Source organism: Allobosea sp. CCNWLY174 (genome assembly GCF_037120455.1).
GTDB lineage: Bacteria > Pseudomonadota > Alphaproteobacteria > Rhizobiales > Beijerinckiaceae > Allobosea > Allobosea lupini.
Map to the genome: position 1 here is coordinate 399,267 of NZ_JBBBBQ010000002.1, position 24,608 is coordinate 423,874.

Annotated in this window: 24 protein-coding genes and 1 other RNA gene; 7 read left to right on the forward strand and 18 right to left on the reverse strand. The window is 67.9% G+C overall.

Going from position 1 to position 24,608, the window contains the following annotated elements:
• Positions 1-76: 76 nt before the first annotated feature.
• From V7S63_RS08680 to V7S63_RS08750, 15 genes are all read right to left on the reverse strand, one after another.
• Positions 77-1,831, reverse strand: a complete 1,755-nt coding sequence (locus V7S63_RS08680) for an ankyrin repeat domain-containing protein (RefSeq protein WP_336529931.1) — start codon at positions 1,829-1,831, stop codon at positions 77-79.
• Positions 1,832-2,180: 349 nt separating this feature from the next.
• Positions 2,181-3,371: an ABC transporter substrate-binding protein gene (locus V7S63_RS08685; protein WP_336529932.1), complete on the reverse strand. Its 1,191-nt coding sequence runs from the start codon at positions 3,369-3,371 to the stop codon at positions 2,181-2,183.
• A gap of 37 nt (positions 3,372-3,408) precedes the next feature.
• Positions 3,409-4,431: an N-acetylglucosamine-6-phosphate deacetylase gene (locus V7S63_RS08690; RefSeq protein ID WP_336529933.1), complete on the reverse strand. Its 1,023-nt coding sequence runs from the start codon at positions 4,429-4,431 to the stop codon at positions 3,409-3,411.
• A gap of 7 nt (positions 4,432-4,438) precedes the next feature.
• On the reverse strand, positions 4,439-5,182 hold the full coding sequence (locus V7S63_RS08695; RefSeq protein WP_336529934.1) for a glucosamine-6-phosphate deaminase: 744 nt from the start codon (positions 5,180-5,182) through the stop codon (positions 4,439-4,441).
• A gap of 168 nt (positions 5,183-5,350) precedes the next feature.
• Positions 5,351-6,769, reverse strand: coding sequence for a peptidoglycan-binding domain-containing protein (locus V7S63_RS08700; protein ID WP_336529935.1), 1,419 nt, complete (start codon positions 6,767-6,769; stop codon positions 5,351-5,353).
• Between the two features lie 127 nt (positions 6,770-6,896).
• Entirely contained in the window at positions 6,897-7,916 is a 1,020-nt protein-coding gene (locus V7S63_RS08705) for a peptidoglycan -binding protein (protein ID WP_336529936.1), read from the reverse strand.
• Between the two features lie 177 nt (positions 7,917-8,093).
• Positions 8,094-9,137 (reverse strand): flagellar motor protein MotA, encoded by a 1,044-nt coding sequence (locus V7S63_RS08710; protein ID WP_336529937.1) that lies wholly within the window; start codon positions 9,135-9,137, stop codon positions 8,094-8,096.
• A gap of 86 nt (positions 9,138-9,223) precedes the next feature.
• Positions 9,224-10,012: an inositol monophosphatase family protein gene (locus V7S63_RS08715; protein ID WP_091838901.1), complete on the reverse strand. Its 789-nt coding sequence runs from the start codon at positions 10,010-10,012 to the stop codon at positions 9,224-9,226.
• Between the two features lie 97 nt (positions 10,013-10,109).
• Entirely contained in the window at positions 10,110-11,030 is a 921-nt protein-coding gene (locus tag V7S63_RS08720) for a tetratricopeptide repeat protein (protein WP_336529938.1), read from the reverse strand.
• Positions 11,027-11,680 (reverse strand): thiamine phosphate synthase, encoded by a 654-nt coding sequence (locus V7S63_RS08725; RefSeq protein WP_336529939.1) that lies wholly within the window; start codon positions 11,678-11,680, stop codon positions 11,027-11,029. Before V7S63_RS08725 ends, V7S63_RS08720 begins: the two co-directional genes overlap by 4 nt.
• Positions 11,677-12,831, reverse strand: coding sequence for a benzoate/H(+) symporter BenE family transporter (locus V7S63_RS08730; RefSeq protein WP_091838911.1), 1,155 nt, complete (start codon positions 12,829-12,831; stop codon positions 11,677-11,679). Before V7S63_RS08730 ends, V7S63_RS08725 begins: the two co-directional genes overlap by 4 nt.
• An 8-nt stretch (positions 12,832-12,839) precedes the next feature.
• On the reverse strand, positions 12,840-13,664 hold the full coding sequence (locus tag V7S63_RS08735) for a TIGR00282 family metallophosphoesterase (protein ID WP_336529940.1): 825 nt from the start codon (positions 13,662-13,664) through the stop codon (positions 12,840-12,842).
• Between the two features lie 181 nt (positions 13,665-13,845).
• Complete coding sequence (locus V7S63_RS08740) at positions 13,846-14,421, reverse strand: 5-formyltetrahydrofolate cyclo-ligase (protein ID WP_336529941.1); 576 nt, start codon at positions 14,419-14,421, stop codon at positions 13,846-13,848.
• Positions 14,422-14,425: 4 nt separating this feature from the next.
• Positions 14,426-14,581: non-coding RNA, 6S RNA (gene ssrS, locus V7S63_RS08745), on the reverse strand.
• Between the two features lie 73 nt (positions 14,582-14,654).
• Positions 14,655-15,632 (reverse strand): LysR family transcriptional regulator, encoded by a 978-nt coding sequence (locus V7S63_RS08750; RefSeq protein WP_336529942.1) that lies wholly within the window; start codon positions 15,630-15,632, stop codon positions 14,655-14,657.
• Between V7S63_RS08750 and V7S63_RS08755 the strand changes: the two genes are divergently transcribed.
• Complete coding sequence (locus V7S63_RS08755; protein WP_336529943.1) at positions 15,632-16,606, forward strand: carbon-nitrogen hydrolase family protein; 975 nt, start codon at positions 15,632-15,634, stop codon at positions 16,604-16,606. The genes V7S63_RS08750 and V7S63_RS08755 overlap by 1 nt on opposite strands.
• Positions 16,607-16,630: 24 nt before the next feature.
• Here the strand turns inward: V7S63_RS08755 and V7S63_RS08760 are convergent, their stop codons facing one another.
• The 3 genes from V7S63_RS08760 to V7S63_RS08770 form a co-directional block, all read right to left on the reverse strand.
• A complete protein-coding gene (locus tag V7S63_RS08760) occupies positions 16,631-17,710 on the reverse strand; it encodes a D-alanine--D-alanine ligase family protein (protein WP_336529944.1) in 1,080 nt (359 codons plus the stop codon).
• A gap of 192 nt (positions 17,711-17,902) precedes the next feature.
• Positions 17,903-18,271 carry a cell division protein ZapA gene (locus tag V7S63_RS08765; RefSeq protein WP_336529945.1) on the reverse strand — a complete coding sequence of 123 codons (369 nt, stop codon included), beginning with the start codon at positions 18,269-18,271 and terminating at the stop codon, positions 17,903-17,905.
• The gene (locus tag V7S63_RS08770) at positions 18,271-18,579 is read right to left on the reverse strand and encodes a DUF4164 family protein (RefSeq protein WP_244543938.1); all 309 of its coding nucleotides are present in this window, start codon (positions 18,577-18,579) and stop codon (positions 18,271-18,273) included. Before V7S63_RS08770 ends, V7S63_RS08765 begins: the two co-directional genes overlap by 1 nt.
• 258 nt (positions 18,580-18,837) lie before the next feature.
• Here V7S63_RS08770 and tkt point away from each other — a divergent pair, with 258 nt between their 5' ends.
• From tkt to V7S63_RS08800, 6 genes are all read left to right on the forward strand, one after another.
• Positions 18,838-20,841 (forward strand): transketolase, encoded by a 2,004-nt coding sequence (gene tkt, locus V7S63_RS08775; protein WP_336529946.1) that lies wholly within the window; start codon positions 18,838-18,840, stop codon positions 20,839-20,841.
• A gap of 108 nt (positions 20,842-20,949) precedes the next feature.
• A complete protein-coding gene (gene gap / locus V7S63_RS08780; RefSeq protein ID WP_091838943.1) occupies positions 20,950-21,960 on the forward strand; it encodes a type I glyceraldehyde-3-phosphate dehydrogenase in 1,011 nt (336 codons plus the stop codon).
• A gap of 71 nt (positions 21,961-22,031) precedes the next feature.
• On the forward strand, positions 22,032-22,496 hold the full coding sequence (locus tag V7S63_RS08785; protein ID WP_091838948.1) for a hypothetical protein: 465 nt from the start codon (positions 22,032-22,034) through the stop codon (positions 22,494-22,496).
• The gene (locus V7S63_RS08790) at positions 22,493-23,062 is read left to right on the forward strand and encodes a putative glycolipid-binding domain-containing protein (RefSeq protein WP_336529947.1); all 570 of its coding nucleotides are present in this window, start codon (positions 22,493-22,495) and stop codon (positions 23,060-23,062) included. Before V7S63_RS08785 ends, V7S63_RS08790 begins: the two co-directional genes overlap by 4 nt.
• A gap of 13 nt (positions 23,063-23,075) precedes the next feature.
• Entirely contained in the window at positions 23,076-24,269 is a 1,194-nt protein-coding gene (locus V7S63_RS08795) for a phosphoglycerate kinase (RefSeq protein WP_336529948.1), read from the forward strand.
• Between the two features lie 86 nt (positions 24,270-24,355).
• A complete protein-coding gene (locus V7S63_RS08800; RefSeq protein WP_336529949.1) occupies positions 24,356-24,592 on the forward strand; it encodes a hypothetical protein in 237 nt (78 codons plus the stop codon).
• Positions 24,593-24,608: the final 16 nt, after the last annotated feature.

Below are 24,608 nucleotides of genomic sequence, written 5' to 3' on the forward strand. Positions count from 1 at the left end.
GGGAGAAGGTCCCGGCAGGGGGATGAGGGCGGGCCGACTGGGTTGACGAGAGAGGGCCGCTTGCGCAGCCCTTCCCTCATCCGTCAGCGCTTCGCGCTGCCACCTTCTCCCCCGAGGGGAGAAGGGGAGCCTCCAGCAGCGCCGCGGCATCCAGCAGCCCCCGCTTGCGCGCGACTTGCGCCGGCATCAGCCCTTCGCCGTTGCGTGCCATGGGATCGGCCCCAACCGCCAACAGGAAGTCGACGAGATCGCAGGCGCTGGTATCGTCGTCAGGCAGGCAGAACAGCGGCGGGTGGCCTGAGCGCGCTGACGTATTGGCGAGCGCCGGTTCCTCGGCGAAGAGCGCCTCCAGCCGCTCGATCTCGGCGGCCTGGCACAAGGCTTCGATATCGCTGCTGCGTGAGGCCAGATAGATCTGCGCGGCGCTGGCGCCCTGATGACGCGCCCAGCCGAGCGGCGTCGAGCCATAGCGGCGCTCGATCGGATCGATCTCGGCGCCCGACTCGACCAGGAGCGCGACGATCTCGATCGCATCGCTCCCCGCCGCCTCATGCAAGGCGCGAACGCCGTCCTGCGTCTCGGCATCCGGCGAGACGCCGAGGCGCAAGGCAAGAGCTGCGATCTGCGACTTGCCCTGCCGGATCGCGACGAAGAGCGGCGCCGGGCTGAGCAGGAACTCCTGATTGCCCGTGAGCAGCCGGCGCGCTTCGGCCTCATCGCCGCGTGCGACCGCAGCGGTGAAAGCCTCCTGCCCATCGAGCGCGACCGGGCTGGCGCCATTGTCGACGAGCAGGCGGACGAGATCGCTGCGGCCGTCAAGCATGGCCTGCTTGACCAGGCTCTGTTTCGAATAGGCGTTGAGCGCCTGCGCATTGGCGCCATGGGCGAGGAGCCAGGCGGCCCGCTTCGGCTGGCGCGGTACGGCGTTGCCGAGCAGGTAGTCGAGCGGCGGCGCCGGCAGTTCGCGGACGGGCTCATGCCAGCGCCGGGTCTCGCCGCGCTTCTCCGTCTCGCTCCAGAGCAGGTCGAGCCAGGTGACGTCGTCGGCGCCGAGCGAGGAATTGTAGAGCGCCTGGCCATTCAAGGGGTCGGCGCCGCGCGCGATCAGCAGCCGCGCCAATGCTTCGGCCTGCGGATGCGGCGGCTGGTTGTTCTCGCCGCCGCCGATGACGCCGGTGAGCGGCGTGAAGTGGTTGGTGCCGTCGCTGAACAGCCCGTTCGGATCGGCGCCATGGTCGAGCAGGAGCTGCGCGATCGCGACGGCGTTGTGCGACTGCGCTTCGTTCGGCAGCCGCGTGAAGGCGAGGCGGATCAGCGGCGTCCAGCCGTCGAACTCGCTTGGCGTGTCCGCGAGCTTGGCATCCTTGCTGAGCCAGGCGCTGACGGCAGCGAGATCATGCGCGGCGACGGCGGCGTGGACGCTGTCACGAGCGATCGCCGGATGGCGTTCGAGCAGGCGCTGCGCCAACCCGCCGCGCGCCGGCCGGTCGGCTTCGTATTCGCCCCAGCTTTGCGTACCCGGCCTGACGCCATAGCGCAGCGCCGATTTCTCCAGGAACAGCGCGACGAGCGCGGCATGGCCGCGCGCCGCGGCCTCGCGCGCGATGAGTTCCTGTTTCAGCGCCGCCCAGTTCGCCAGCCCGTAGTCGCGGGCGAGGGCATGCTGGACCTCGCGCAGCTTCGGCACGGCGGCATGGTTTGGGATCAGCTTGCGGAAGCGGACAATGGCCTCTGCATCGCCGGCCTCGATCTCCTTCAGCCAGCGCTTGGCCTGGCGGCGGATCGTTTCGAGGGTCGAGCGGGACGTGAGTTCGCGGGTCGCGTCAGACATGGGTCTTCCTTCCGGGATCAGCCTGATGTCCGCTCGACAGGCCGGAAGAAAGCGATGATGCGATGTCGTCGCCTGGATATGGGTGGGAGCAGGCTCCCTTGCCGCGGACTGGTGGCGCCCCACGCGCTCTGCGGCGATGCAAAGCGCAGGGGGGCGGGGGAGTCAATCGGCATTGATGCCGGCCGCGACGCCTCTTCCTTCTCCCAGATGGGAGAAGGTGGCGCGGAGCGCCGGATGAGGGCCTGCCTTGTCGGCAGGGGGCGCAACGAAACCGTAGTGCCTTTGCGATCGGCGGCGGTCCCTCACCCCTGCCCCTCTCCCATCCGGGAGAGGGGTTTCGCGCGGAGCTTCACTTCGCCCGCTTCGACCCCACCAACTCGTCCCACTTCCGGAACGCCACCACCATCTTGTCGGGCTTCAACGGCAGTTCGATCGGGTTGTTGGCGATCAGGTCGGCATATTCCGGCCGGCCGAACTCGGCGATGACCTTCTGGCTCGATTCCGGCGCCAGCGAGAGCGGCACGTTCTTCACCGCCGGGCCGGGATAGAGATAGCCCTCGTCATAGGAATAGGCCTGCATCTTCGGCGTCAGCACATGCGCCATGATGTCGAGGACCACCGCGAGTCGGTCGTTCGGCAGGCCCTTGGGCACGCACATGAAGAAGGCGTCCGAGACCCAGTGGAAGCCCTTCAGCGTCTGGATCCGGGCTTCCTTCGGCACGATGCCGAGCGCGCGGGGATTGATGTCCCAGCCGGTGGTCGAGATGATGATGTCGCGCGAGCCGTCGCCGAACTCCTTCATCGTCGCGCCTGTGCCGGCCGGATAGTACTCGATGTACTGGCCGAGCTCCTGCAGATAGGCCCAGGTCTTGTCCCAGCCGCCGACCGGGTCCTGCGGGTCCTTGTCGCCGAGGAGGTAGGGCAGTCCCATCATGAAGGTGCGGCCCGGGCCGGAATTGGTCGGGCGGGCATACATGAACTTGTTCGGATTGGCCTTGGCCCAGGCGAGCAGTTCCTCGGCCGTGGTCGGGACGTTCTTGACCCGGTCCGGCATGTATTCGAGCAGCGGGCCGGAGGGGTAGTAGTTGACGACGACGCCGAAGCCGTCGCCCTGTGCCTTGTGCAGGTTGAGCGCGGCCGGCTCGTAATTGGCCTCGATGTTCGGGAACTTGTCGGCAAAGTCGGGCAGGATCTTCTGCCAGAGCTTCTGCTCGAGGCCGGCGGCGAGGCCGTCGCTGCCGGTCAGGATCAGGTCGAGATCGACCTTGCCGGCATCCTGCTGGGCCTTGAGCTTGCTGGCGAGCTCGGGGGCAGGGGCCTTCACGAAGGCGATGCGCGAGACCAGCTTGGGATTGGCGGTGCGGTAGTCCTCGAAAGCCTTCTGCATCAGAGCCAGCGCGCCGCCGACATCCATGACGCTGATCACGACCGGGCTCGTCGGCAGCGGCGGCGAAGCGGCGAGCGCCGGCCCGCTCGCTGCGAGTGCGCCGAGACCGCCGAGCACGGTGCGGCGGTCGATACCCTCAGGATACTTGGTCATTGCCTTCCCCTCTTGTTGTCGCGCCGTTCGGCGGCGCTCATGCGTCGTAGTGGCGTTCCTGGTCGGCGAGGCGGACGCGCCTGACGAAAAGCTCATCCGACCACTCGACCTCGCACTCCGCAAGCACGAGGCCATGCGCCGCGAGCGCCGGCCGGATCGCGGCAAGCGCATGGTCGGAGGCCATGGCGAAGGCCTGAGCGGGTGTCGCGATGCCCCAGGAGACGACATTGCGGACGGCTTCATCCAGGCAGAGGGCCGAGCCGGCGAGCAGGCCCGCCTCCTGCCGCACCGAGCCATCCGGCATGCGATCGACCGCCATGCCGGCGAAATGATAGCGGCCGATCGGCGCCGCGGCCGCGACCACCGCATCGGTGACCAGAATCGAGCGCTCTAGGCCCTTGGCCCGGATTAGCGCAGCGAGCGCCTTCGGATGGACATGGATGCCGTCGGCGATGAAGCCGGCCATCAATCGGTCCTCGGCGAGCTGGGCGAAGATCGGATTGGCGAGCTTGTGCAAGCTCTGCGGCAGGCCATTGCCGAGATGGGTCGAGAGCGACAGGCCTACATCGGCCGCAGCAGAGACCTGATCGAAATCGGCCGATGAATGGCCGATGGCGACGATCTTGCCGGCCTCGGCCAGGCTCTTCGTCAGCCTGATGGCGCCCTCGCGCTCGGGGGCAAGCGTCACCATCAGGATCGGCCGCGACAGGCCACGCTCGACCTCGGCAATCAGCTCGGGCCTCGCCGCCGTCATCGCCTGCGGCGGATGGCAGCCATGGTAGCCCGGCGCCGGGTTCAGGAACGGGCCTTCGAGATGATAGCCCGGGCAAATCAGGGGCCCGAGCCGGCTCTCGGCGACGGCTTTGTCCAACGCCTGGAAGCGCTCGACCAGCTCGTGCGGATGGGCGGTGATGATCGTCGGCAGGCACTGCGTCACGCCGGTCGCGAGCATCGCCTCCAGCGCCCGGTCGAGATCGGCAGGAGTGATCGCCGGGTCGTTGAAGTCGACGCCGGCGAAACCGTTGATCTGGAGATCGACGAGACCGGGCGAGGTCGGCATCTCAGCCTCAGCTCGTCTTCAGCAGCGAGGCGGCCGGCGGATCGAGGAACAGCACCGTGTTGGGATGACGCTGCAGGATCGAGGCCGGATGGAGCGGCGTGATCTCGCCTGCGAGCGCATCCTTCACTGCCTGCGCCTTGCGGGCATCCGGCACCGATAGCACGATCAGCTCGCTCTTCAGGATCTGGCGGATGCTCATCGAGATCGCCTGCTCCGGTACCGCTTCGAGGCTTTCGAACCAGCCCTCGCCGAATTGCTGGTTGCGGCAGGCCTCGTCGAGCGTGACGACGATGTAGGGCTCCTCGGTCTCGAAATCGGCCGGCGGATCGTTGAAAGCGAGATGGCAGTTCTCGCCGAAGCCGGCGAAGCAGAGATCGATGCGGCGCCCGCCGATCAGTGCATTGAGGCGCTTCGTCTCGGCGGCGGGATCGCCCTCGCCATTGACCGGAGCGAAGGCCGGCTTGACGGGGAGCGGAGCGAGGAAACGCTCCTTGAGATAGCCCCGGAAGCTCGCCGGATGGCTCTCGGGCAGGCCGACATATTCGTCGAGATGGAAGGCGGTGACCTTCGACCAGTCGATGCCTTCGGCCACAACGAGGTTCTGCAGCATCTCGAACTGGCTCGCGCCGGTGGCGACGATGATCGTCGCCTCGCCATGGCGGGCGATGGCGACGCGGATCGCCTCGGCGCCGAGCGCGGCGGCCTGCCGGCCGAGCTCGTTCTTGTCTTGGGTGATGCGGATATCGATCATGCTGCTCCTGGCGGGCTCGGCCTTGAGTGGCGGTATACTACCATACCAGAAGCCAGCCTAGGACGAGGGTTAGCTGGCGCCCATATTGCAGGAGCATGGTGCTGCGCAGCTTTCGGATCGGCCCGGCGCAGACCCCGGGCTCGGGCTGCGACGCGAGCCGTCCTCATCTCAGCCCGGATTGCACAGATCGATGTCGACGAAGTCCATCGCCGGCCCCATGCCCTCGATGATCTCGTACATCAGGTTGCCGATCTGGGTCGAATGCTCATGGGCCCCCATGGCGTGGCACATCTCGTGGGCGAGGGCGATGATGAGCTTCTTCTGGTCGTCGCCGTAGTTCTGCATGAAAACGCGGTCGTGATAGGTGACCGCCACCGTGCGCTCACCCTTCAGACGCCACATGAAGTAGACGACCTTGCTGCGGTTGCCCTTGAGGCGATCGAACTCGTTGTCGAACACCCGCTGCTTCCCGCCCGCGAAGTGGAACACCGCGTCGCTTCCCATTTCAGCCGCGACGCGCTGGCCTGCATCGAACGGGTCGCCGAGGTCCTCGTCGACCGCGAACGGCATCGAACCGTGATAGGCGATATCGATATTGCACCACGATTTGAAGAAGCGCGTCAGCGAGGCCATGGCGGTCTGGACATCGCTCTCGCTGTATTGGCTGCGATTCTTCCTGGCGTCGGTGACGAAGACTGCACGGGCGTGGACAGAGATGGCGCCCTTGACGCTGAGCAGCGCGTCCCGGGCAAGAACTTCCTCCCAGCTTTCGCCGTCGGCGCGGAGCATCAGGACTCCGGTGCCGGCGCTTACCCCGGTCACCGTGATGTCCCTGACCCCGGGGCCGGCGGGGATCGTGACCACCGAGTCGACCGGCGCCGCAGGCGCGCCGTCGATCGCGACGGTAACATTGGCCGGCACACGCAGGCGCGTTCTCGCGCCGTATGTCATCGCGGTGATCGTGCGCGTGCCGTGCAGCGGGACCATCTGGTAGTTGACGCCGGCCAGGACCGAGGCGCCGCCCTCGCCGCGACCGCTGCCGACGCCGACCATCAGCTTGGGTTTTTCCGCATTCGCCGCGACCGGCGCCGTTATGCGCTGCCGGTTCGAGCCCGCCACGATCGCAGACCGATCGTCCGCAGCGCTCGCCACGAAACCGCCCGCTCCCCGCATGTCGGCCTGCCGACGGGCGATGGCGAGCATCCGGCGGCCCTGGAGCGGTGAGCAATTGGGCGAGGCACAGCGCGACGTGCCGCTCGATATGCCCTTGACTTCCAGGGCCTTCATTTCCTCGTCGAGGGCAGCGATCGTCATCTTGCCGACGATCGCGTCCTCCTTGGACTGGTAGCTGCGGTTGATGATCTTGCGCTTCTGCTTGAAAGCGAGGACGGCCCGTTCGGTCGAGGCTCCGTAGATGCGGCCGCGCCACTCGGCCGGATCGATCACTGCATCGTCCAGGGCAGCCAATGCAGCCTGGATCTTGCCGACATGGACGCCCTTGGCGCCGCGCAGGATATGCGAGGCGTCGCGAACGGCGCACTGCTCCAGCGCCTGATTGCCGGCGAAGAGAAAGGATTTGAGGGCCACCACACGTCTCCAGGTTACGCGGCCGCTCATCAGGACCGATGCCGCCGGTTGCCGCATCATCCGTTTCGTGTAGGCCGCGAAGTTCGGGGCGTGGCGACGGAGTCGCGTACACCGCCAAGCCTGCGGTTCACCGTTCGGTGATCTTGAACTCGATCCTGCGGTTGCGGCGCCAGGCGTCGTCATTGTTGGCGACGTCGAGGGGCTGGAACTCGCCGAAGCCGGTCGCGGCGATACGGTCGGCGGGAATGCCCTTGCTGACAAGGTATTCGACCACTGCCACGGCGCGCGCGGTCGACAGGCTCCAGTTCGACGGGAATTGCGGCGAGCGGATCGGCCGGTTGTCGGTGTGGCCGTCGACGCGCAGGATCCAGGGCAGGTCCGGAGGCATCTCGCGGGCGAGATCGGCGATGATCGCCCCGAGCTTGTCGAGCTCGCCGCGGCCTTCCGGCTTCAGCACGGCCTGGCCGGCGTCGAAGAACACCTCGGACTGGAAGACGAAGCGGTCGCCGACGACACGGATGTCGGGCCTTGTGCCGAGCACCTGGCGCAGGCGACCGAAGAAGTCGGAGCGATAGCGTGCCAGCTCCTGCACGCGCTGGGCCAGCGCGACGTTGAGGCGCGAGCCGAGCTCGGAGATGCGCGCCTGCGATTCCTTGTCCTTGGCCTCGGCGGCGCCGATCGCCTCCTCCAGTGCCGCGAGCTGGCGACGCATGGCGACGATCTGCTGGTTGACCAGCTCGACCGTGGCCTGCGCCTTGGCGGAAAGCTGCTTCTCGGCGTCGAGCGCCTTCTGCGTCTCGGCGAGTTGGGTCGGCGCGTTGGCGCGGGCGGCGCCCTCGAGCAGGCCCTGGACGCGGGCGCGCTCGGCCTGCTCGCTGGCGAGCGAGGACTGCAGCAAGGCGAGCGAATCCTTCGCCTCCTTGCCGCTCGAACGCTCGAGGGCGAGCAGGTCGCTGAGTTCGGAGATCTGGCGGTTCAGCCGGTCGAGCACCGTGTCGCGGCCGGAAATCTCCTGCGACAGGAAGAACTGGCCGAGGACGAAGACCGAGAGCAGGAAGACGATGCCGATCAGCATCGTCGAGAGCGCGTCGACGAAGCCCGGCCAGAAATTGACCTCTTCCCGGCGATGCGAGCGCGACAGGGCCATTGGCTCCGATACTCCTCTGCTGCGTGGTCATCCCGGGCGACCGGAGGGAGACCCGGGATCCATTCCGGAACCTCTTTCGGCTAGGCTCCGGAATAGATCCCGGCTCTACGCTGCGCTCCGGCCGGGATGACCAGCGCGGATATCATTCACCTTTCGAACAGCGCCTTCTCGGCGCCATCACGACTCGCTCACCCGCTCGGCCGCGAGGCGCTCGATCAGGCGCTTCAGATCCTTCTCTCGCACGGCCTGCGCCTCGACCCAGTCGCGGATCAGTTGCTGCTCGGAGCGCATGTGCTGGACGAGACCCTGGATGCCCTCGGCGAGATTGGCCAGCGCCTGGGTCGCCGCGCGGTTGTTGGAGCCGTCCTGCATGGCGGCCTGGAGCTTGTCGAGGCGCTCGGCCACGATGTCGCCGGCGACAGTCGGGCCGGAGGGGGACATCGCCAGCGGGGTCGTCGCGGAATGGCTCGTGGCGGTGCCGAGATAGCCCTCGATCTCGTTGCGGAAACGGCGCTGGCCCTGGCCGACCTGCAGGTCGAGGAAGCCGAGGATCAGCGAACCGGCGATGCCGAACAGCGAGGACGAGAAAGACAGGCCCATGCCGGCGAGCGGGGCGGCGAGGCCGGCCTTGAGCTCGTCGAAGAGCACGCCCGCTTCCGCGCCGGTACGCAGGCTCTTGATGACGTTGCCGACCGAGGAGACGGTATCGAGCAGGCCCCAGAAGGTCCCGAGCAGGCCGAGGAAGACGAGCAGTCCGGCAAGGTAGCGCAGCACCTCGCGCCCGTCGTCGAGCCGGACCGCGATCGATTCGAGCAGGCTCGTCGCCTGGCTGGGAGCGAGGTTGCGCTGTTCCAGCGCCGGCAGCACGGGGGCAAGCGGGCTGATCACCTGGTTGCGCCGGAGCGTCGCGCCAGCCGGATTTGCGGCGAGGCGGGTAGCAGCGCGCGCCTCGCTGTCGACGCGCCAGAGTTCGCGCAGCGACAGGAGGACGCCGACTGCGAGCGCGCCGACGATCAGGCCGTTGAGCCCGGGATTGGTCATGAAGGCGGTGAGCAGGCCCGCCTGCAGGATGAAGATCAGGAAGCCGATCAGCGCGAGGAAGACCAGCGCGCGGAGAAAATAGCGCAGCGGGCGGGAGAAGCGGAACGTCTGCGGCCGATTGGGGCTCGTCGCTGGGGGCTCCAGCGGCGGGACCTCCGGGGCCGCCTCGTCATTGGCCATGCCTGCTCATCCGATCCGGTTTCGTAGCGCGGGCGACTGTCGCCTCCCGCCACGCTAGGATCAAGCCGAAAACGGCCTCGGTTTCGTCAAAGAACCGTCTTGAGGACTGCGCGCAACGCCGGCTCGCCGGCCTCGTTGCCGCAGATCACGTCCTTGGCCGAGGTCGGCTGCTTGCCGTCGAGCGTGCCGAAGGTGCCGCCCGCCTCGCGCACCATCACCGCGCCGGCGCCGAAATCCCAGGTGTTGAGGCCGCGTTCCCAATAGGCGTCCATGCGGCCGGCGGCGACATAGGCGATGTCGAGTGCGGCCGAGCCCATGCGGCGGACATTGGCGAAGCGGCTCATCACCGCGCCGAGCTCCTTCAGAAAGAGCGGATGGCCGCCCTTGCCGATATGCGGCACGCCCATTCCGATCAGCATGTCCGCCGATTCGCGCCGGCCGGAGACGCGCAGGCGGCGGTTGTTGGCATAGGCGCCCTTGCCCTTCTCGGCGATGAAGAGCTCGTCCTTGGCGGCGTCGTAGATCACGCCGGCGATGAACTGGTTGTCGCGCTCCAGAGCCACCGAGATGTTCCAGTGCGGGATGCCGCGCAGGAAGTTGTGGGTGCCGTCGAGCGGGTCGATATGCCAGCGATTGCTCTCGTCGGTGCCAGCGACGACGCCGCTCTCCTCCATGACGAAGCCGTAGCCGGGCCGGGCCTTCTCCAGCGCCGCGCGCAGGATCTCCTCGGCCTTGTGGTCGGCCTTGGAGACGAAATCGCCCGGGCCCTTGGCCAGGACCTGCAGGTTCTCGACCTCGCCGAAATCGCGCTTCAGCGAACGCGACGCCTTCATCACGGCATCGGTCATCACGGTCATCAGGGGGGAGCGGATCATTGTACAAACCTCGAGGCGCGCGACGCGCGGCAGAAGAGAACAGACTATCAAAGAGCGGTGGTGGAGCTGCGCCGACTTCGCGCCGGCAATTTCGCCGTCACTTGCTCGGTTGGCTCGGCGTCGTCAAGGCCGTGGCCTCGATCCGGTCGGCGGCAAGACGCGCGGCGCGCTCGCGCTGCTCCGGCGAAAGCCGCTCCAGGAGCTGATCGAGCGTGGCGTCGGCAAGGCCCTGGGCGCGCGCCGCGAGGTGCCAGGCGGCCGCCTCCGAAAGGTCGGGCGGGACGGCACGGCCGAACTGGTAGAGCTTTGCCAGCCGGTTCTGGGCGATGGCATTGCCCTTGTTGGCGGCGCGGATGAAGAGCTTTGCCGCGGCACGCTCGTCCTTGGCCACGCCGTCGCCGTTGAACAGCATGATCGCATACTCGACCTCGCCGGCGATCAGGCCGTTGGCGGCAGCCTTTCCCATCCATTCGGCCGCCACAGCGTCGTCCTGCGCCACGCCACGGCCCATCTTGTAGAGCACGCCGAGCGCGTGCTGGGCGTCGGCAAGGTCGGCGGCTGCCGCGATCCTGAGACAGGCGATGGCGCGCTGGTCGTCCTGCGCCCGCCCGGTCGCGAGCAAGGCGAGGGCGAGATTGTAGTTGGCGGCGGGATGCCCGGCGGCGGCGGCCTTCTCCAGCAGGACGCCGCCGGCCTTCGGATCGCGCGCCAGACCACGGCCTTCCAGCATCGCCATGCCGAGGGCGAAGATCGCGTTGACGTCGCCCTTGTCGGCAGCGAGGCGATACCAGTCGGCGGCGGCCTTGGGATCGATGCGGACCCCGAGCCCCTGCCGGTAGATCTCGCCGAGCAGCGTCATCGCCGCGGCGTCCTTCGGATCGGCCTCGAGCCGCCTCAAGGCTTCGTCCTGGGCTCTCCGGTAGTGTCCGGCCTGATAGGCGCCGTAGGCGAGGTCCGGCTCCGCCGCAGTGGCAGGGAGGGCGACCATCAGGGCGAGCGCTGCGAGCGCAAGCCTCATCGCGCCATCCTGCGGGCGTGCTGCGCTGCGATCGCGGCATCCGCCTGCGCGACTGCGGCGCGGATGTCGACATCCTCGGCGAAGACCCATTCGCCGAGCGCGACGAATTCGGCGCCGGTCTCGATCAGGGCCGGAACCGACTCCGCATCCGGGCAATAGGCGATGCAGGGGGTCTCGAAGATCTCGGCCCACCAGGAGGCGCGCTCGATCACCGCCGGCAGCGCCGGCAGCGAGCCGTCCGGCCGCGGCTCGCCGAACATGACGTAGTCGACGCCGGTCTCGCCGATATCCATGGCGTCATGGCGCGAGCGCAAGCCCCCGGCGCCGATGATGCGTTCCTGCTTCAGGCTGGAGCGCGCCTCGGCGACCGCCTCGGCTCCCGCGGTCAGATGGACGCCGTCGGCGCCGCCGCGGCTGGCGACCTGGGCCGAGGCCTCGACGACCAGCGCGACGTTCTGCGCCTGCACCGGCGGGGCCAGCGCCTTGACCCGTTCGGTGAGGCTGCGCTCGTCGCCGGGCGCGAGCCGCAGCAGCACGGCGGCGACATCGCCGCCGGCGAAGGCCTGCATCAGGCGAAAGGAGATGGCGCCGGGATCCGAGATCGGCGGCGTGACGAGCATCAGGCGGGTGCGGGGGACGGATGTGTTCATGATCGTCCGCGCAAACGGCCCGCGGCGTGGTCCAATGTCAAGACCATAAGCCCGGCGACGAGGCTCCAGAACGCGGAGCCGACGCCGAACAGCGACAGGCTGGAGGCCGCGACGGCGAAGGTGACGACCGCGGCGAAGCGGCCCTTGTCGCTGCCCATTGCTTGGCTGAGTGCGCCGGTGAGCGAGCCGACGAGGCCGAGGCCGGCGACCGCGACGATCAGCGCCTTCGGCATGGCGAGGATTAGCGCCAGCAGCAGGCCGGATGTTGCGGCGACAACGAGCCAGAGCAAAGCGTACCAGACCCCGGCCTTCCAGCGCTCCTTCGGATCGGGATGCGTGTCGGCGCCGGTGCAGATCGAGGCGCTGATCGCCGCCATGTTGACCATATGAGCGCCGGTCGGGGCGGTCAGGAACGACATCAACCCGGTGACGAACAGGCAGGACGCCGTCGGCGGCTGGTAGCCGGAGGCGCGCAGCACGGCAAAACCCGGCAGGTTCTGCGCCGCCATGGTGACGAGATAGAGCGGGATGCCGATGCCGACGATGGCCGTGAGATCGAGATGCGGGACGATCAGCTCGACATGCGTCAGCGCGACGGGGCCGGCGGGCAGTGTCGCCGTGCCGGTGGCGAAGGCGAGGGCGAGCCCGGCGCCGAGCGCCGCGATGACGCCGAGGAAGGGGTTCCACAACCGCGCCAGCAGGAAGACCATGAGCAGCGTCAGCACCAAAGCCGGCTGCAGGCGCATCTCGTCGAAGACGGCGACGACGAAGCGGAAGATCACGCCGGCGAGCATGGCCGCGGCGATGCTCATCGGGATACGCTCGACCAGCGCTCCGAGCGGGCGGAAAGCGGCGGTCGTCATCATCAGCACGGCGGCGGCGAGGAAGGCGCCGACGGCCGAGGCCATGTCGACGCCGCTCACCGCGGCGATCAGCGCCGCACCGGGCGTCGACCAGGCGCAGATGATCGGCATGCGATGCCGCCAGGACAGGATGAAGCTGGACAGCCCCTTGGCGATGGCGAGCCCAGCGAGCCAGGAGACGGTTTGTCCCGGCGTCGCGCCGACCGCCTGTGCGGCGGCAAGGATCACCGCGACCGAGGCCGCGTAGCCGACGAAGACGGCGACGAAGGCAGAGAACAGCTGCGACATCGGCCGGTCTATTCGTCCCAGGCGGTCGGCCAGGTCTCAGTGAGCGTAGCGCCCAGGCGCACCGGCCAGGCCGCCTTGGCGAGGCCGGTGCGGTCGTCGGTCTCGACCGCGATGCCCGAGAGCGTGCCTTCGCCGAGCGCCGGCTCCAGCCGCGACCCCGGCGTCTTCTGCAGGAAGCGGCGGATCGCCTCCTCCTTCTGCATGCCGAGGATCGACTCGTAGTCGCCGCACATGCCGGCATCGGTCTGGTAGGCGGTGCCGGCCGGCAGCACGCGCGTGTCCGACGTCGGGACATGGGTGTGGGTGCCGACGACGAGGCTGGCGCGGCCGTCGAGATAGTAGGCCATGGCGAGCTTCTCGCTGGTGGCCTCGGCATGGACGTCGACGATGACGGCGTCGGCGGCGTCCCCGAGCGGGCAGGCGGCGAGCTCGCGCTCCAGCGCGGCGAAGGGATCGTCGAGCGCGTCCATGAACAGGCGGCCCATGACGTTGACGACGAGCACGCGGGCGCCGTTGCGCGCCTCGATCACGGTCGCGCCGCGGCCGGGCGTGCCGGGCGGATAGTTCGCCGGACGGATCAGGCGCGGCTGGCGCTCGATGAAGACCAGCGCCTCGCGCTGGTCCCAGGAATGGTTGCCGAGCGTGACGACATCGGCGCCGGCGGCCAGCGTCTCGTCGCAGATCGTCTCGGTGATGCCGAAGCCGCCGGCGGCGTTCTCGCCGTTGATGACGACGCAGTCGAGCTTCCAGCGCTCGCGCAGCCCGGGGAGGCGATCCTGGACGGCGAGGCGTCCGGCGCGCCCGACGATGTCACCGAGAAAGAGCAGACGCATGTCACGATCCAACGCTTGGGCCGTGCATCACGGCCCGTTATTTCGCATCTCCACGCAAGACGGCCGTCCCGGCTCTTCCCAGGCCGCGCGGTACGATTGTGCGGCTTTGAGAAAACACGGCGGGACGGCAGCGTCTTGAAGGAAAGGCGCAGCCGCTAATGACGTGATCGCCGCGGCGAAATCAACCGCAGCGGATCGTCTCGTCCTGTGTGACGACCCAGTCGAGGCGGCGATCATGCGGCTCGGCTGGCACTTCCGCGATTTCCTGCGCCGCATAGGCGATGCCGACGGTCAGGGCCGGTTCCAGCTCGGTGATGGCGCGGTCGTAATAGCCCTTGCCGTAGCCGATCCGGTAGCCGCGCCGGTCGAAGGCAGCGAGCGGGACGATCAGGATGGCGGGCTTTACTTCGGGCTGCTCGGGCGCCGGTACCAGCGTGCCGAAGCCGCCGGGCACGATCGGCTCCCACGGCGCCCAGCGCCGGAAATGCATGCGCTTCTCGACGATCGCCGGCAGGCAGAGCAGCAGGCCGCGCTCGTGCAGGGCCTCCAGGATCGGGCGCGGATCGGCCTCGGAGCGCATCGGCCAATAGGCGGAGATCGGCCCCTGCGTGACGACCGGCAGCGCCAGCACACGTGCGACGATGGCCTCGTCCCAGAGCAGGCGGTCGTCGAGTTCGAGCGCGTCGCGCCGGGCGAGCGCCTCGGCGCGCAGCGCGGCCTTGCGCGGGGAGGGGGCGATAGACACGCTGTCGGTCATGGGGTGCGGAGCCACCTCGGCCGTGGAGATTTCGATCCCGGGACACCTACAAAGTAGGTGGGCGCCGTGTGTCCGGGTCCAGGGACCCGGTCAGGGACAGCTCCCTAGGGAGTCGTATGGGCCCGGGAATACATGACTCGCACGCACCAGGCAGCCCCGCCGCGCCAATGTAGGATACGCGCCGGCAAAGTGCCAGTGGCGTTCAAGCGCGGCATGGGCGGAGCCAGTGTCTATCATGCCGAAAGCTGTGCACGAATATGACGCGCCAGCTCTTCGGCAACCTCGGACATGGCCGATCTGCGGCAATACAGATTGATCGAGAAGGCGCTGAGGCGCGGCAGGCCGCTGGCATCGTCGAGAATGCGCAGGCTGTCCGGCACAGTGGAGGCCAGCATGGGCGAGACCGCCATGTCGGCTTCGACGGTGGCGCAGATCGGCTCGAAGCTGCTGACTTCGCAGATGAAACGCCAGTCGCGGCCGGCCTCGGCCAACGCCTTGAGAGCCACGGGACGATGCGGGCAGGTATCGTCGCCCGTCGCAATGGGCAACGGATCGCGCCAGAAGGCATCGCCATCGCGCGAGCCCACCCAAACGAGGGGATCGGTCCGCAAGGTCTCGCCATGTTGAGCGCAGTCGGTCTGGACGGCCATGGTCAGATCGATCTCGCCGCGACCGAGCATGTCGAGCAGGCGGCCGGTCGTGTCGCAGACGATCGAGACCCGCACGCGCGGATGGGCCCGGCCGAAGCGACGCAGAACCGGTGTGCCGTAGGGACGCACGAGATCGGAAGGCATGCCGAGCCGGACGTCTCCCGCGAATTCCGGCGCGTTCATCGCCGCCCAGACGTCGTCATTGCTGCGCAGTAGCCTTCGCGCCTGTGCCAGCAGTCTTTCGCCCTGCGGGGTCAGGCGCAGTGGCCGGCGGCCGCGTTCGATCAGCTGGCAACGGAACACGCTCTCGAGCCGCTTCAACTGCAGACTCGCCGCAGCCTGCGTCAGATGCAGGAGGCGCGCGGCGCCGGTGATGCTGCCCGCGTCGACGATGGCGTCGAAGGTCCGCAGGAGCGCGATATCGAGGTTTCGCGGCATGCGATGTCTGAATAAAAATCCTTTATGTCCTGCATAATAATTCCAAGCTTTCCTTATGCAAAGCTTGTTTTCATGATGCTTTCCATGGCTCAGGTGCAGCTGACGCGGGGCAGGAGGTGGCAATGCCGGTCGAAGGACGCTTCACGCTCGCCGCGGTCCAGGCCGCTCATGTGCTGTTCGATCGGGACGGCGCCACGCGGAAGGCCTGCCGGCTGATCGGCGAGGCCGCAGCCGCCGGTGCGACGATCGTCGCATTCGGCGAGAGCTGGCTTCCCGGCTACCCGTTCTTCGTCGACTCCACCTTCCAGCCGCTGAGCTGGCAGGCCATGGCGGAATACCATGCCAGCGCCGTCGAGGTGCCGAGCCCGACCACGGACAAGCTGTGCGCCGCTGCGAAAAAGGGCAGGGTCGACGTCGTGATCGGCATCGTCGAGCGCGATACCGCGACGCTCGGCACCGTCTATTGCACGCTTCTCTTCATTGGCCGGGACGGCGCGATTCTTGGGCGGCACCGCAAACTCAAGCCGACGCATGTCGAGCGGGCGGTCTGGGGCGACGGCGATGCTCGCGGCCTGCAAGCCTATCAGCGGCCCTATGCCCGGATCAGCGGCCTGAACTGCTGGGAGCACAACATCATCCTGCCGACCTACGCGCTCGCCGCGCAGGGAACGCAGGTGCATGTCGCCGCCTGGCCCGGGCGAGAGGTTGATCCGGCGCCAGCGCATCCCGACAGCGTCTGGCCGCGGCAGCTCCTGTTGTCACGGGCCTTTGCGTCGCAAGCTGCCTGCTATGTGATCGCAGCAGCCGGAATCAGGCTGACCGAGCACGTGCCGAACCGGTATCGCGAACTGTCTACCTATGAGCATACCGGCGAGAGCTACATCATCGACCCGCGCGGCGAGGTCATCGCCGGGCCGGCGCGAGGCGAGACGATTTTGCTCGCGGAAGGCAGTATGGAGGCCGTACTGGCGGCCAAATCGGCCGTCGACGCCGCCGGCCACTATTCGCGGCCGGATCTGTTGCGGCTGGTGGTCGACCGCGCGACACCGCGCGGGCTGAGCTTTTCACCCGAGCCGGTTCAGCCCATCGCGGGGTAGCGCGACCTCCGAGCGCCTGCCGGATCAGGCCCCCCGCGCGATCCCATGCCGGATCACCCGGTCGATCAGGTCGGGATAGGCGATGCCGCTGGCGGCGAGCGCCTTCGGGAACATGCTGATGTCGGTGAAGCCGGGGATGGTGTTGATCTCGTTGACCAGCGCGCTGCCGTCCGGGCGCAGGAAGAAGTCAACGCGGGCCATGCCGTCGCAGCCGAGCGCATGGAAGGCGCGCTTCGCCAGTTCCTGCAGGTTGGCGATCGTTTCCTCCGGCAGATGGGCGGGAACCTCGACGCGGGCGCCGTCCTCGTCGAGATATTTGGCCTCGTAGGTGTAAAAGCCGTGGCTCGCGGCCGCGACGATCTCGCCGGGCAGCGAGACGATGGTCTCGCCATCGGCCTGCTCCAGCACGCTGAGCTCGATCTCGCGGCCGGCGATGAACTCCTCGACCAGCACCACACGGTCGTGCCGGAAGGCCTCGGAGAGGGCCGCTGCAAAGCTCTCGGCATCCGTCGCCTTGCTGACGCCGACCGAGGAGCCCTGGCGCGCGGGCTTGACGAACAGCGGCAGGCCGAGCGCGGCGCTGGCCTCTTCGAAGCCGAGCGCCTCGCCCCGGCGAACGGTGAGCGAGCGGGCGACGCTCAGGCCAGCCTCGCGCAGCAGCCGCTTGGCGATGTCCTTGTCGAGCGCATTGGCCGAGCCGACGATGCCGCAGCCGGCGAGCGGGATGCCGGCAACCTGGGCCAGCCCCTGGACCGAGCCGTCCTCGCCATCGAGGCCATGCAGAACCGGGAAGAGCACGTCGATCTTCGGCAAGGTTTGCGGCGCGGCGCCGTCCTGCAGGCGCAGGAGGCGCCCGTTCCCGCCCGGCAGCAGGCAGAGCTCGGCGCCGTCCTGCGGGATCGGATCGGGCAGAACGCCGTTCTGCAATTCGAGCTCGCGCCATGCGCCCGCCCTGGTGATCAGGATCGGCACGACGTCGTATTTCGCCTTGTCGATCGCCTTGACCACATTGGTCGCGGACATCAGCGAGACCTCGTGCTCGGAGGACCTGCCGCCGAGGAGAATCGCCACCCGAACCCTGTCACCCATAGCCGCCGCCTTCATCGATTCGCTTCCGTCTGGAAGCGTCAGTCGGGGATGATTGAGGAATTGCAAAGGCGGGGCGCACGAAGGGCTCGCTTTCCCGTCATGGTCGGGCTTGTCCCTGCCATCCACGTCTTCATTGGGGAAGCACAGCGTTCAAGACGTGGATGCTCGCTACAAGGGCGAGCATGACGGCGTGCCGGAGTTCGCCGCCTACCCCACCTGCCCGGGCAGCAGGCTCCTCGCCACGCTCTCAATGCGCTCGGCCGCGGCGACGAGGGCGGCGGCGGCCCTCTCCTCGACCTCGCCGGCGCGCTGGTCGGCGAAGCCGGCATCGCCCTGCAGCGAATGGAGGCGACCTTCGAGCGTCTCGACCTTCCTCTTCAGCTCGGTGACCTCGTCGGCGACCATCAGCGCTGCCATGACGTGCAGGCGCATGTCGCCGATCTCCCCGAAGGCCTGGCGCATCTCCTCGATCTTGCCGTCATAGAGCTGAGCGAGCGCCTCCAGATGCGGCTCCTCGCCATCGCCGCATGCCATGCGATAGGCCTTGCCTGAGATGGTGACGTTGACCTGGGACATCAGGCGTCCTGCTCGGCTTCTTCGTCGGGTTGGGCCTCGACGCGGGCGATCACTTCGGCAAGCGCCGTCATGGCGCGGTCGAGCTTGCGGTCGACCTCCTGCGCGACGCCCTCGACCTGGCCGATCCGGGCCATGGCGCCGTCGAGTTCGACGGCGAGGCGGGCGCGATCGTCCTGCATCAGGGTAAGCTCGGTTTCGAGGTTTGCGCGGCCACGCTCGACCTCGAGCCGCCTGCGAGCGGCTGCTTCGAGCTGGCCGAGCGCGCCTTCGAGGCGCGACAGGGCGTGATCCAGTGCTGGAGACGCCACGCTTCTTCCTTTGCGTGCCGGGGAAGCCGGCTCATCCGATTCGGAAGCGTAGATTAACAAATATCTCCGTGGAAAGCGCTTTGGCCGGTGCGGTCCGAGCGAAGCGTGGGGAAAACTCGATATCTGCGTCCTTGCAGGCGAATTGACTCCGCTTGAGCGGGCGGCCTATCGAACGCGCGACCTTTTTCTCAAGAGTTCGCTGCTCGTCGCCGGCCAGCTTCGGCGCGAGCCTCGTTCCGCACTTGCCGGAGAGACTCCATGACGACGCCTGCGATCGACCGCGCCCAGCACGAGCGGCTCGCCAACGCCATCCGCTCCCTCGCCATGGACGGCGTCGAGCAGGCCAAGTCCGGCCATCCCGGCCTGCCGATGGGCGCGGCCGACGTCGCGACCGTGCTGTTCACCCGCATCCTGAAATACGATGCGGCCGAGCCGCGTTGGCCCGATCGCGACCGTTTCGTGCTCTCGGCCGGCCATGGCTCGATGCTGATCTACGCGCTGCTCTATCTCACCGGCACGCCCGGCATGGAGCTCGACGACCTCAAGAAGTTCCGCCAGCTCGAATCGAAGACGCCGGGCCATCCCGAGAACTTCATGACCGCCGGCGTCGAGACCACGACCGGCCCGCTCGGCCAGGGTCTCGCCACCGCCGTCGGCATGGCGATGGCCGAGCGCATGCTCGCCGCCGAGTTCGGCAAGAAGCTGGTCGACCACAGGACCTATGTCCTCGCCTCCGACGGCGACCTGATGGAAGGCATCAGCCAGGAGGCGATCGCGCTCGCCGGCCATCAGAAGCTCAACAAGCTGATCGTGCTCTGGGACGATAACGGCATCTCGATCGACGGCCCGCTCTCGATCTCCGACTCGGTCGACCAGATCGCCCGCTTCAAGGCTTGCGGCTGGAAGGCCGAGCGCGTCGACGGGCATGATCCCGACGCGATCGAGGCTGCGGTTCGTCGCGCCCAGAAGTCGAACAAGCCGACGCTGATCGCCTGCAAGACCGTGATCGGATTCGGCGCGCCGAAGAAGGCCGGCACATCCAAGGCGCATGGCGAGCCGCTCGGCGCCGAGGAACTCGCCGCTGCCAAGAAGGCGCTCGGCATCACCGGCGGGCCGTTCGAGGTCGCGGCCGACGTGCTCAAGGCCTGGCGCGGTTTCGGCGCCACCGGCTTCGCCGAGCGCAAGGACTGGAATACACGCCTCGCGGCGCTGTCCGAGCGCAAGCGCGGCGAGTTCGAGCGCCGCCTGAACCACGCCGTGCCGGCCAAGCTTGCCAAGACGCTGGTCGCCCACAAGAAGGCGCTGGCTGCGAACCCGGTGACCGTCGCGACCCGCAAGGCTTCGGAACTGGCGCTGGACGTGATCGTGCCCGTGATGCCGGAGCTGGTCTCAGGCTCGGCCGACCTGACGCCCTCCAACAACACCCGCGCCAAGGGCTTCGAGGACTTCACGCCGAAGACCCCGAAGGGCCGCTATGTCCGCTACGGCATCCGCGAGCACGGCATGGCGGCGGCGATGAACGGCATCACCCTGCATGGCGGCTTCCGCACCGCCGGGGGCACCTTCCTGGTCTTCGCCGACTATGCCCGTCCCTCGATGCGGCTCGCCGCGCTGATGGGCCTGCCGGTCGTCTATGTCATGACCCATGATTCGATCGGCCTCGGCGAGGACGGTCCGACCCACCAGCCGGTCGAGCAGATCGCCAGCTTGCGCGCCATGCCGAACATGCGCGTGCTGCGTCCCGCCGATGCGATCGAGACGGCCGAAGCCTGGCAGATCGCGCTGGAGCGCACCGACGGCCCGACGGTGCTGGCGCTGTCGCGCCAGAACCTGGCGCCGGTCCGTACCGACGGCACCGCGACGAACCGTTCGGCCAAGGGCGCCTACGAGTTGCTGGCGGCTGAGGGTGGCAAGGCGCAGGTCTCGCTCTTCGCCTCGGGCTCCGAGGTCGAGATCGCGGTCGCTGCCCGCAAGCTCCTGGCCGACAAGGGCATGCGCGCCCGAGTCGTCTCGGTGCCCTCGCTGGAAGCACTGCTTGAGCAGGACGAGGCTACCCGGACCGCGATCATCGGCGATGCCCCGATCAAGATTGCGGTCGAGGCGGCCGTGCGCTTCGGCTGGGATGGCGTGATCGGCACTGACGGCGGCTTCGTCGGCATGTCCTCCTTCGGGGCGAGCGGCCCCTACAAGGAGGTCTACAAGCATTTCGGCATCACCCCGGAGGCGGTGGTCGAGGCGGCGATCAAGCGTCACAACGGCTGAGCCACCTCAAATTTTTAAGGCCTGCCCTTGCGTTCCGCCATGGTTTGGCCGATTTGCCCGCGTGAATGGCCCGGCCCATGCCGGTGAACGGCGAAGGAGAGGATTGAGATGACGGTCAAGGTGGCGATCAACGGCTTCGGCCGTATCGGGCGCAACGTGCTGCGCGCGATCATCGAGTCGAAGCGCAAGGACATCGAGGTCGTGGCGATCAACGATCTCGGCCCGGTCGAGACCAACGCCCATCTCTTCCGCTTCGATTCCGTGCACGGCCGCTTCCCCGGCACGGTCACGGTCTCCGGCGACACGATCGATGTCGGCCGCGGCCCGATCAAGGTCACCGCGATCCGCGATCCCAAGGACCTGCCGCACAAGGCGCTCGGCGTCGACATCGCGCTGGAATGCACCGGCATCTTCACGACCCGCGACAAGGCGGCGGCCCATCTCGCCGCCGGCGCCAAGCGCGTCCTGGTCTCGGCCCCCTGCGACGGCGCCGACCTCACCGTGGTCTACGGCGTCAACAACGAGGCCCTGACCAAGGACCACATCGTCGTCTCGAACGCCTCCTGCACGACCAACTGCCTCGCGCCGGTGGTCAAGGTCCTGCATGACGCCGTCGGCATCGACAAGGGCTTCATGACCACGATCCATGCCTATACCGGCGACCAGCCGACGCTGGACACGATGCACAAGGACCTCTATCGCGGCCGCGCCGCCGCGATGTCGATGATCCCGACCTCGACCGGCGCCGCCAAGGCGATCGGCCTCGTCATCCCCGAGCTCAAGGGCCGGCTCGACGGCACCTCGATCCGCGTGCCGACCCCGAACGTCTCGGTCGTCGACTTCAAGTTCATCTCGAAGCGCAAGACCACGGTCGAGAAGATCAACGACGCCATCATCAAGGCGAGCAAGCGCGGCGCGCTGAAGGGCATCCTCGCCGTCACCGACCAGCCCAACGTCTCGATCGACTTCAACCACGACCCGGCCTCGTCGACCTTTGCGCTCGACCAGACCAAGGTCATGGACGAGAAGTTCGTCCGCGTCCTGTCTTGGTACGACAACGAGTGGGGCTTCTCGAACCGCATGAGCGACACCGCCGTCGCCATGGCGAAGCTGATCTGACGCACACTCCCTTCGCAGCCGCGCCGGACAGGCGCGGCTGCGCCTAAAACTGCCGAGGAACGGACCGCGCAATGAACAAGATCGAGCCGACCGTCGCCACGTCGACCACGTCCCCTGAGACCGTCATCGTGCCGCCGGCCCCGAGCATGGCCGAGATCGCCGCAGCGCGCGCCACCGACGCGAAGCCGGCCGAGCCGCTCGCGCCGAGCGATCCGCGCAAGCTCGACCAGCTCTCGCGCATCGAGGACAAGACGGCCCGGATCGAAGAGAAGTTCGCGCGCTACGAGGCGGTGCTGACCCGCGCCGAGGCCTCGCTGGAGCGCAGCGCCCAGAAGGTCGATCTCGCCGCCGGCACCATGGACTTCGCCGGCCTGCGCGAGGAGCTCTCGGCCCTGCGCCAGCGCGTCAATTCAACCCCGCGCTTCGGCGCCCTGCTGCTCACCGGCATCGTCACCGCAGTTCTGACCGTCGTCCTGACGGTGATCGTATTGAAGAGCGGCGTTCCCGGCGTGCTGCCGCCGATCCTGCCGCGATGAGCTTCCGCCCGCCCGCCGATCTTGCGGACGGGCGCAGTGTCCGCTGGCGGGCATTGGAAGGCGACGGGCTCGAACATCTGACGGTGCGCGCGCAGGCGAACGGTCTTCGCGCCGAGGCCACTGTGGTCGGCGAGCGCGATGGCAGCCGCTTCGGCGCGAGTTATCGCATCGATTGCGATGCCGATTTCACCGTCCGTTCTTTCGAGGTCGCGACGACCGATGGCCGTGGCCTCGCCATGACCCGGCGAGACGGCGCGTGGCATGACGGCGAGCGCGGCCTTCTGCCGGCTTTCGACGGCTGCGTCGACATCGATCTCTCCGCCACGCCCTTCACCAACACGCTGCCGGTCCGTCGTCTCGCCTGGGAGATTGGCCAGCAGCGGCGCATCGCCATGCTGTTCGTGCCGTTCGACAGCTTCGAGCCCTTCGCCACCGAGCAGGTCTATACCTGCCTTGCGCCAAGGCTCTTCCGGTTCGAGACGGCCGATGGCAGTTTCACCGCCGAGCTTCCGGTCGACGAGGACGGCCTCGTCATGGATTATCCCTGTCTGTTCCAACGTTTGTAAGAGAGCGCCCTTCATGCCTGCTTTCCGCACCCTCGACGACGCCGATCTCGCCGGCAAGCGCGTCCTCGTCCGTGTCGATCTCAACGTGCCGATGGAGGAGGGCAGGGTCACCGATACGACCCGTATCGACCGGATCCTGCCGACGATCCGCGAGATCGCGCAGAAGGGCGGCAAGGTCATCCTGCTGGCGCATTTCGGCCGGCCCAAGGGCCGCGACGAGAAGAACAGCCTGCGGCAGGTGGTGCCGGCGCTGGCGCATGCGCTCGGCCAGCCGGTGATCTTCGTCGGCGATTGCATCGGCACGGAGGCGCAGAAGGCGATCGCCGCCGCCAAGAACGGCGAGATCCTGCTGCTGGAGAACACCCGTTTCCACGCCGGCGACGAGAAGAACGATCCCGAATTCGTCAAGGCGCTCGCCGCCAATGGCGATCTCTATGTCAACGACGCCTTCTCGGCCGCCCACCGCGCCCATGCCTCGACCGAAGGGCTGGCGCATCTGCTGCCGGCCTATGCCGGGCGCACCATGCAGGCCGAGCTCGAGGCGCTTTCGGCCGGTCTCGACAACCCGGCCCGGCCGGTGATGGCGATCGTCGGCGGCGCCAAGGTCTCGACCAAGCTCGAACTGCTCGGCAATCTCGTCCAGAAGGTCGACGTGCTCGTCATCGGCGGCGGCATGGCCAACACCTTCCTCGCCGCGCGCGGCGTCAACGTCGGCAAGTCGCTCTGCGAGCATGATCTCGCCGACACCGCCCGCGAGATCGAGGCGAAGGCCAAGGCGGCAGGCTGCGAGATCATCCTGCCGGTCGATGCGCTGGTGGCGCGCGAGTTCAAGGCCCATCCCGGCCATCGCGTCGTCTCGATCAATGAGGTCGGACCGGACGAGATGATCCTCGATGCTGGCCCGCTCAGCGTCGCCGAGGTCGTGCTCAAGCTCGACAGCGTAATGACCGTGGTCTGGAACGGGCCGTTCGGCGCCTTCGAGCTGCCGCCTTTCGACACGGCGACGGTCGCCGTGGCCAAGGCCGTGGCGGAGCGCGTGCGCGAGGGCAAGCTCGTCGCGGTCGCCGGCGGCGGCGATACGGTCGCGGCGATGAACCATGCCGAGGTCGCCGGGGACCTGACCTATGTCTCGACCGCCGGCGGCGCCTTCCTCGAATGGATGGAGGGCAAGGCGCTGCCCGGTGTCGAGGCGCTGCGCAAGGGTTGATCGGCGGCGCAGCCTCAGGTTGCGGAACGCAGTGTTTATGCTATGTTCTCCCTAGGGCATGATGATTTCGCCGGAGCCATGATCCGATGAGCGAGAACGTGCAGACTGCGATGTTCGAAGTTTTGAAGCGGCTTCAGAACGATTTCGCGTCTTTTCGGTCCGAGGCCAATGAGCGCTTCGAGCGGCTTGAAGACCTCGTCCGCAAGCAGCGCCGCGACACGGCCGGCCTCCTCGTCATGGCCAAGGCCGTGACGGGCGACTTCGCCGAGCAGGTCGCCGCGATCGAGGAGCGCGTCAGGGTCCTCGAAGCGCGCGGGCGCTGATCGCGTTCACGTTTTC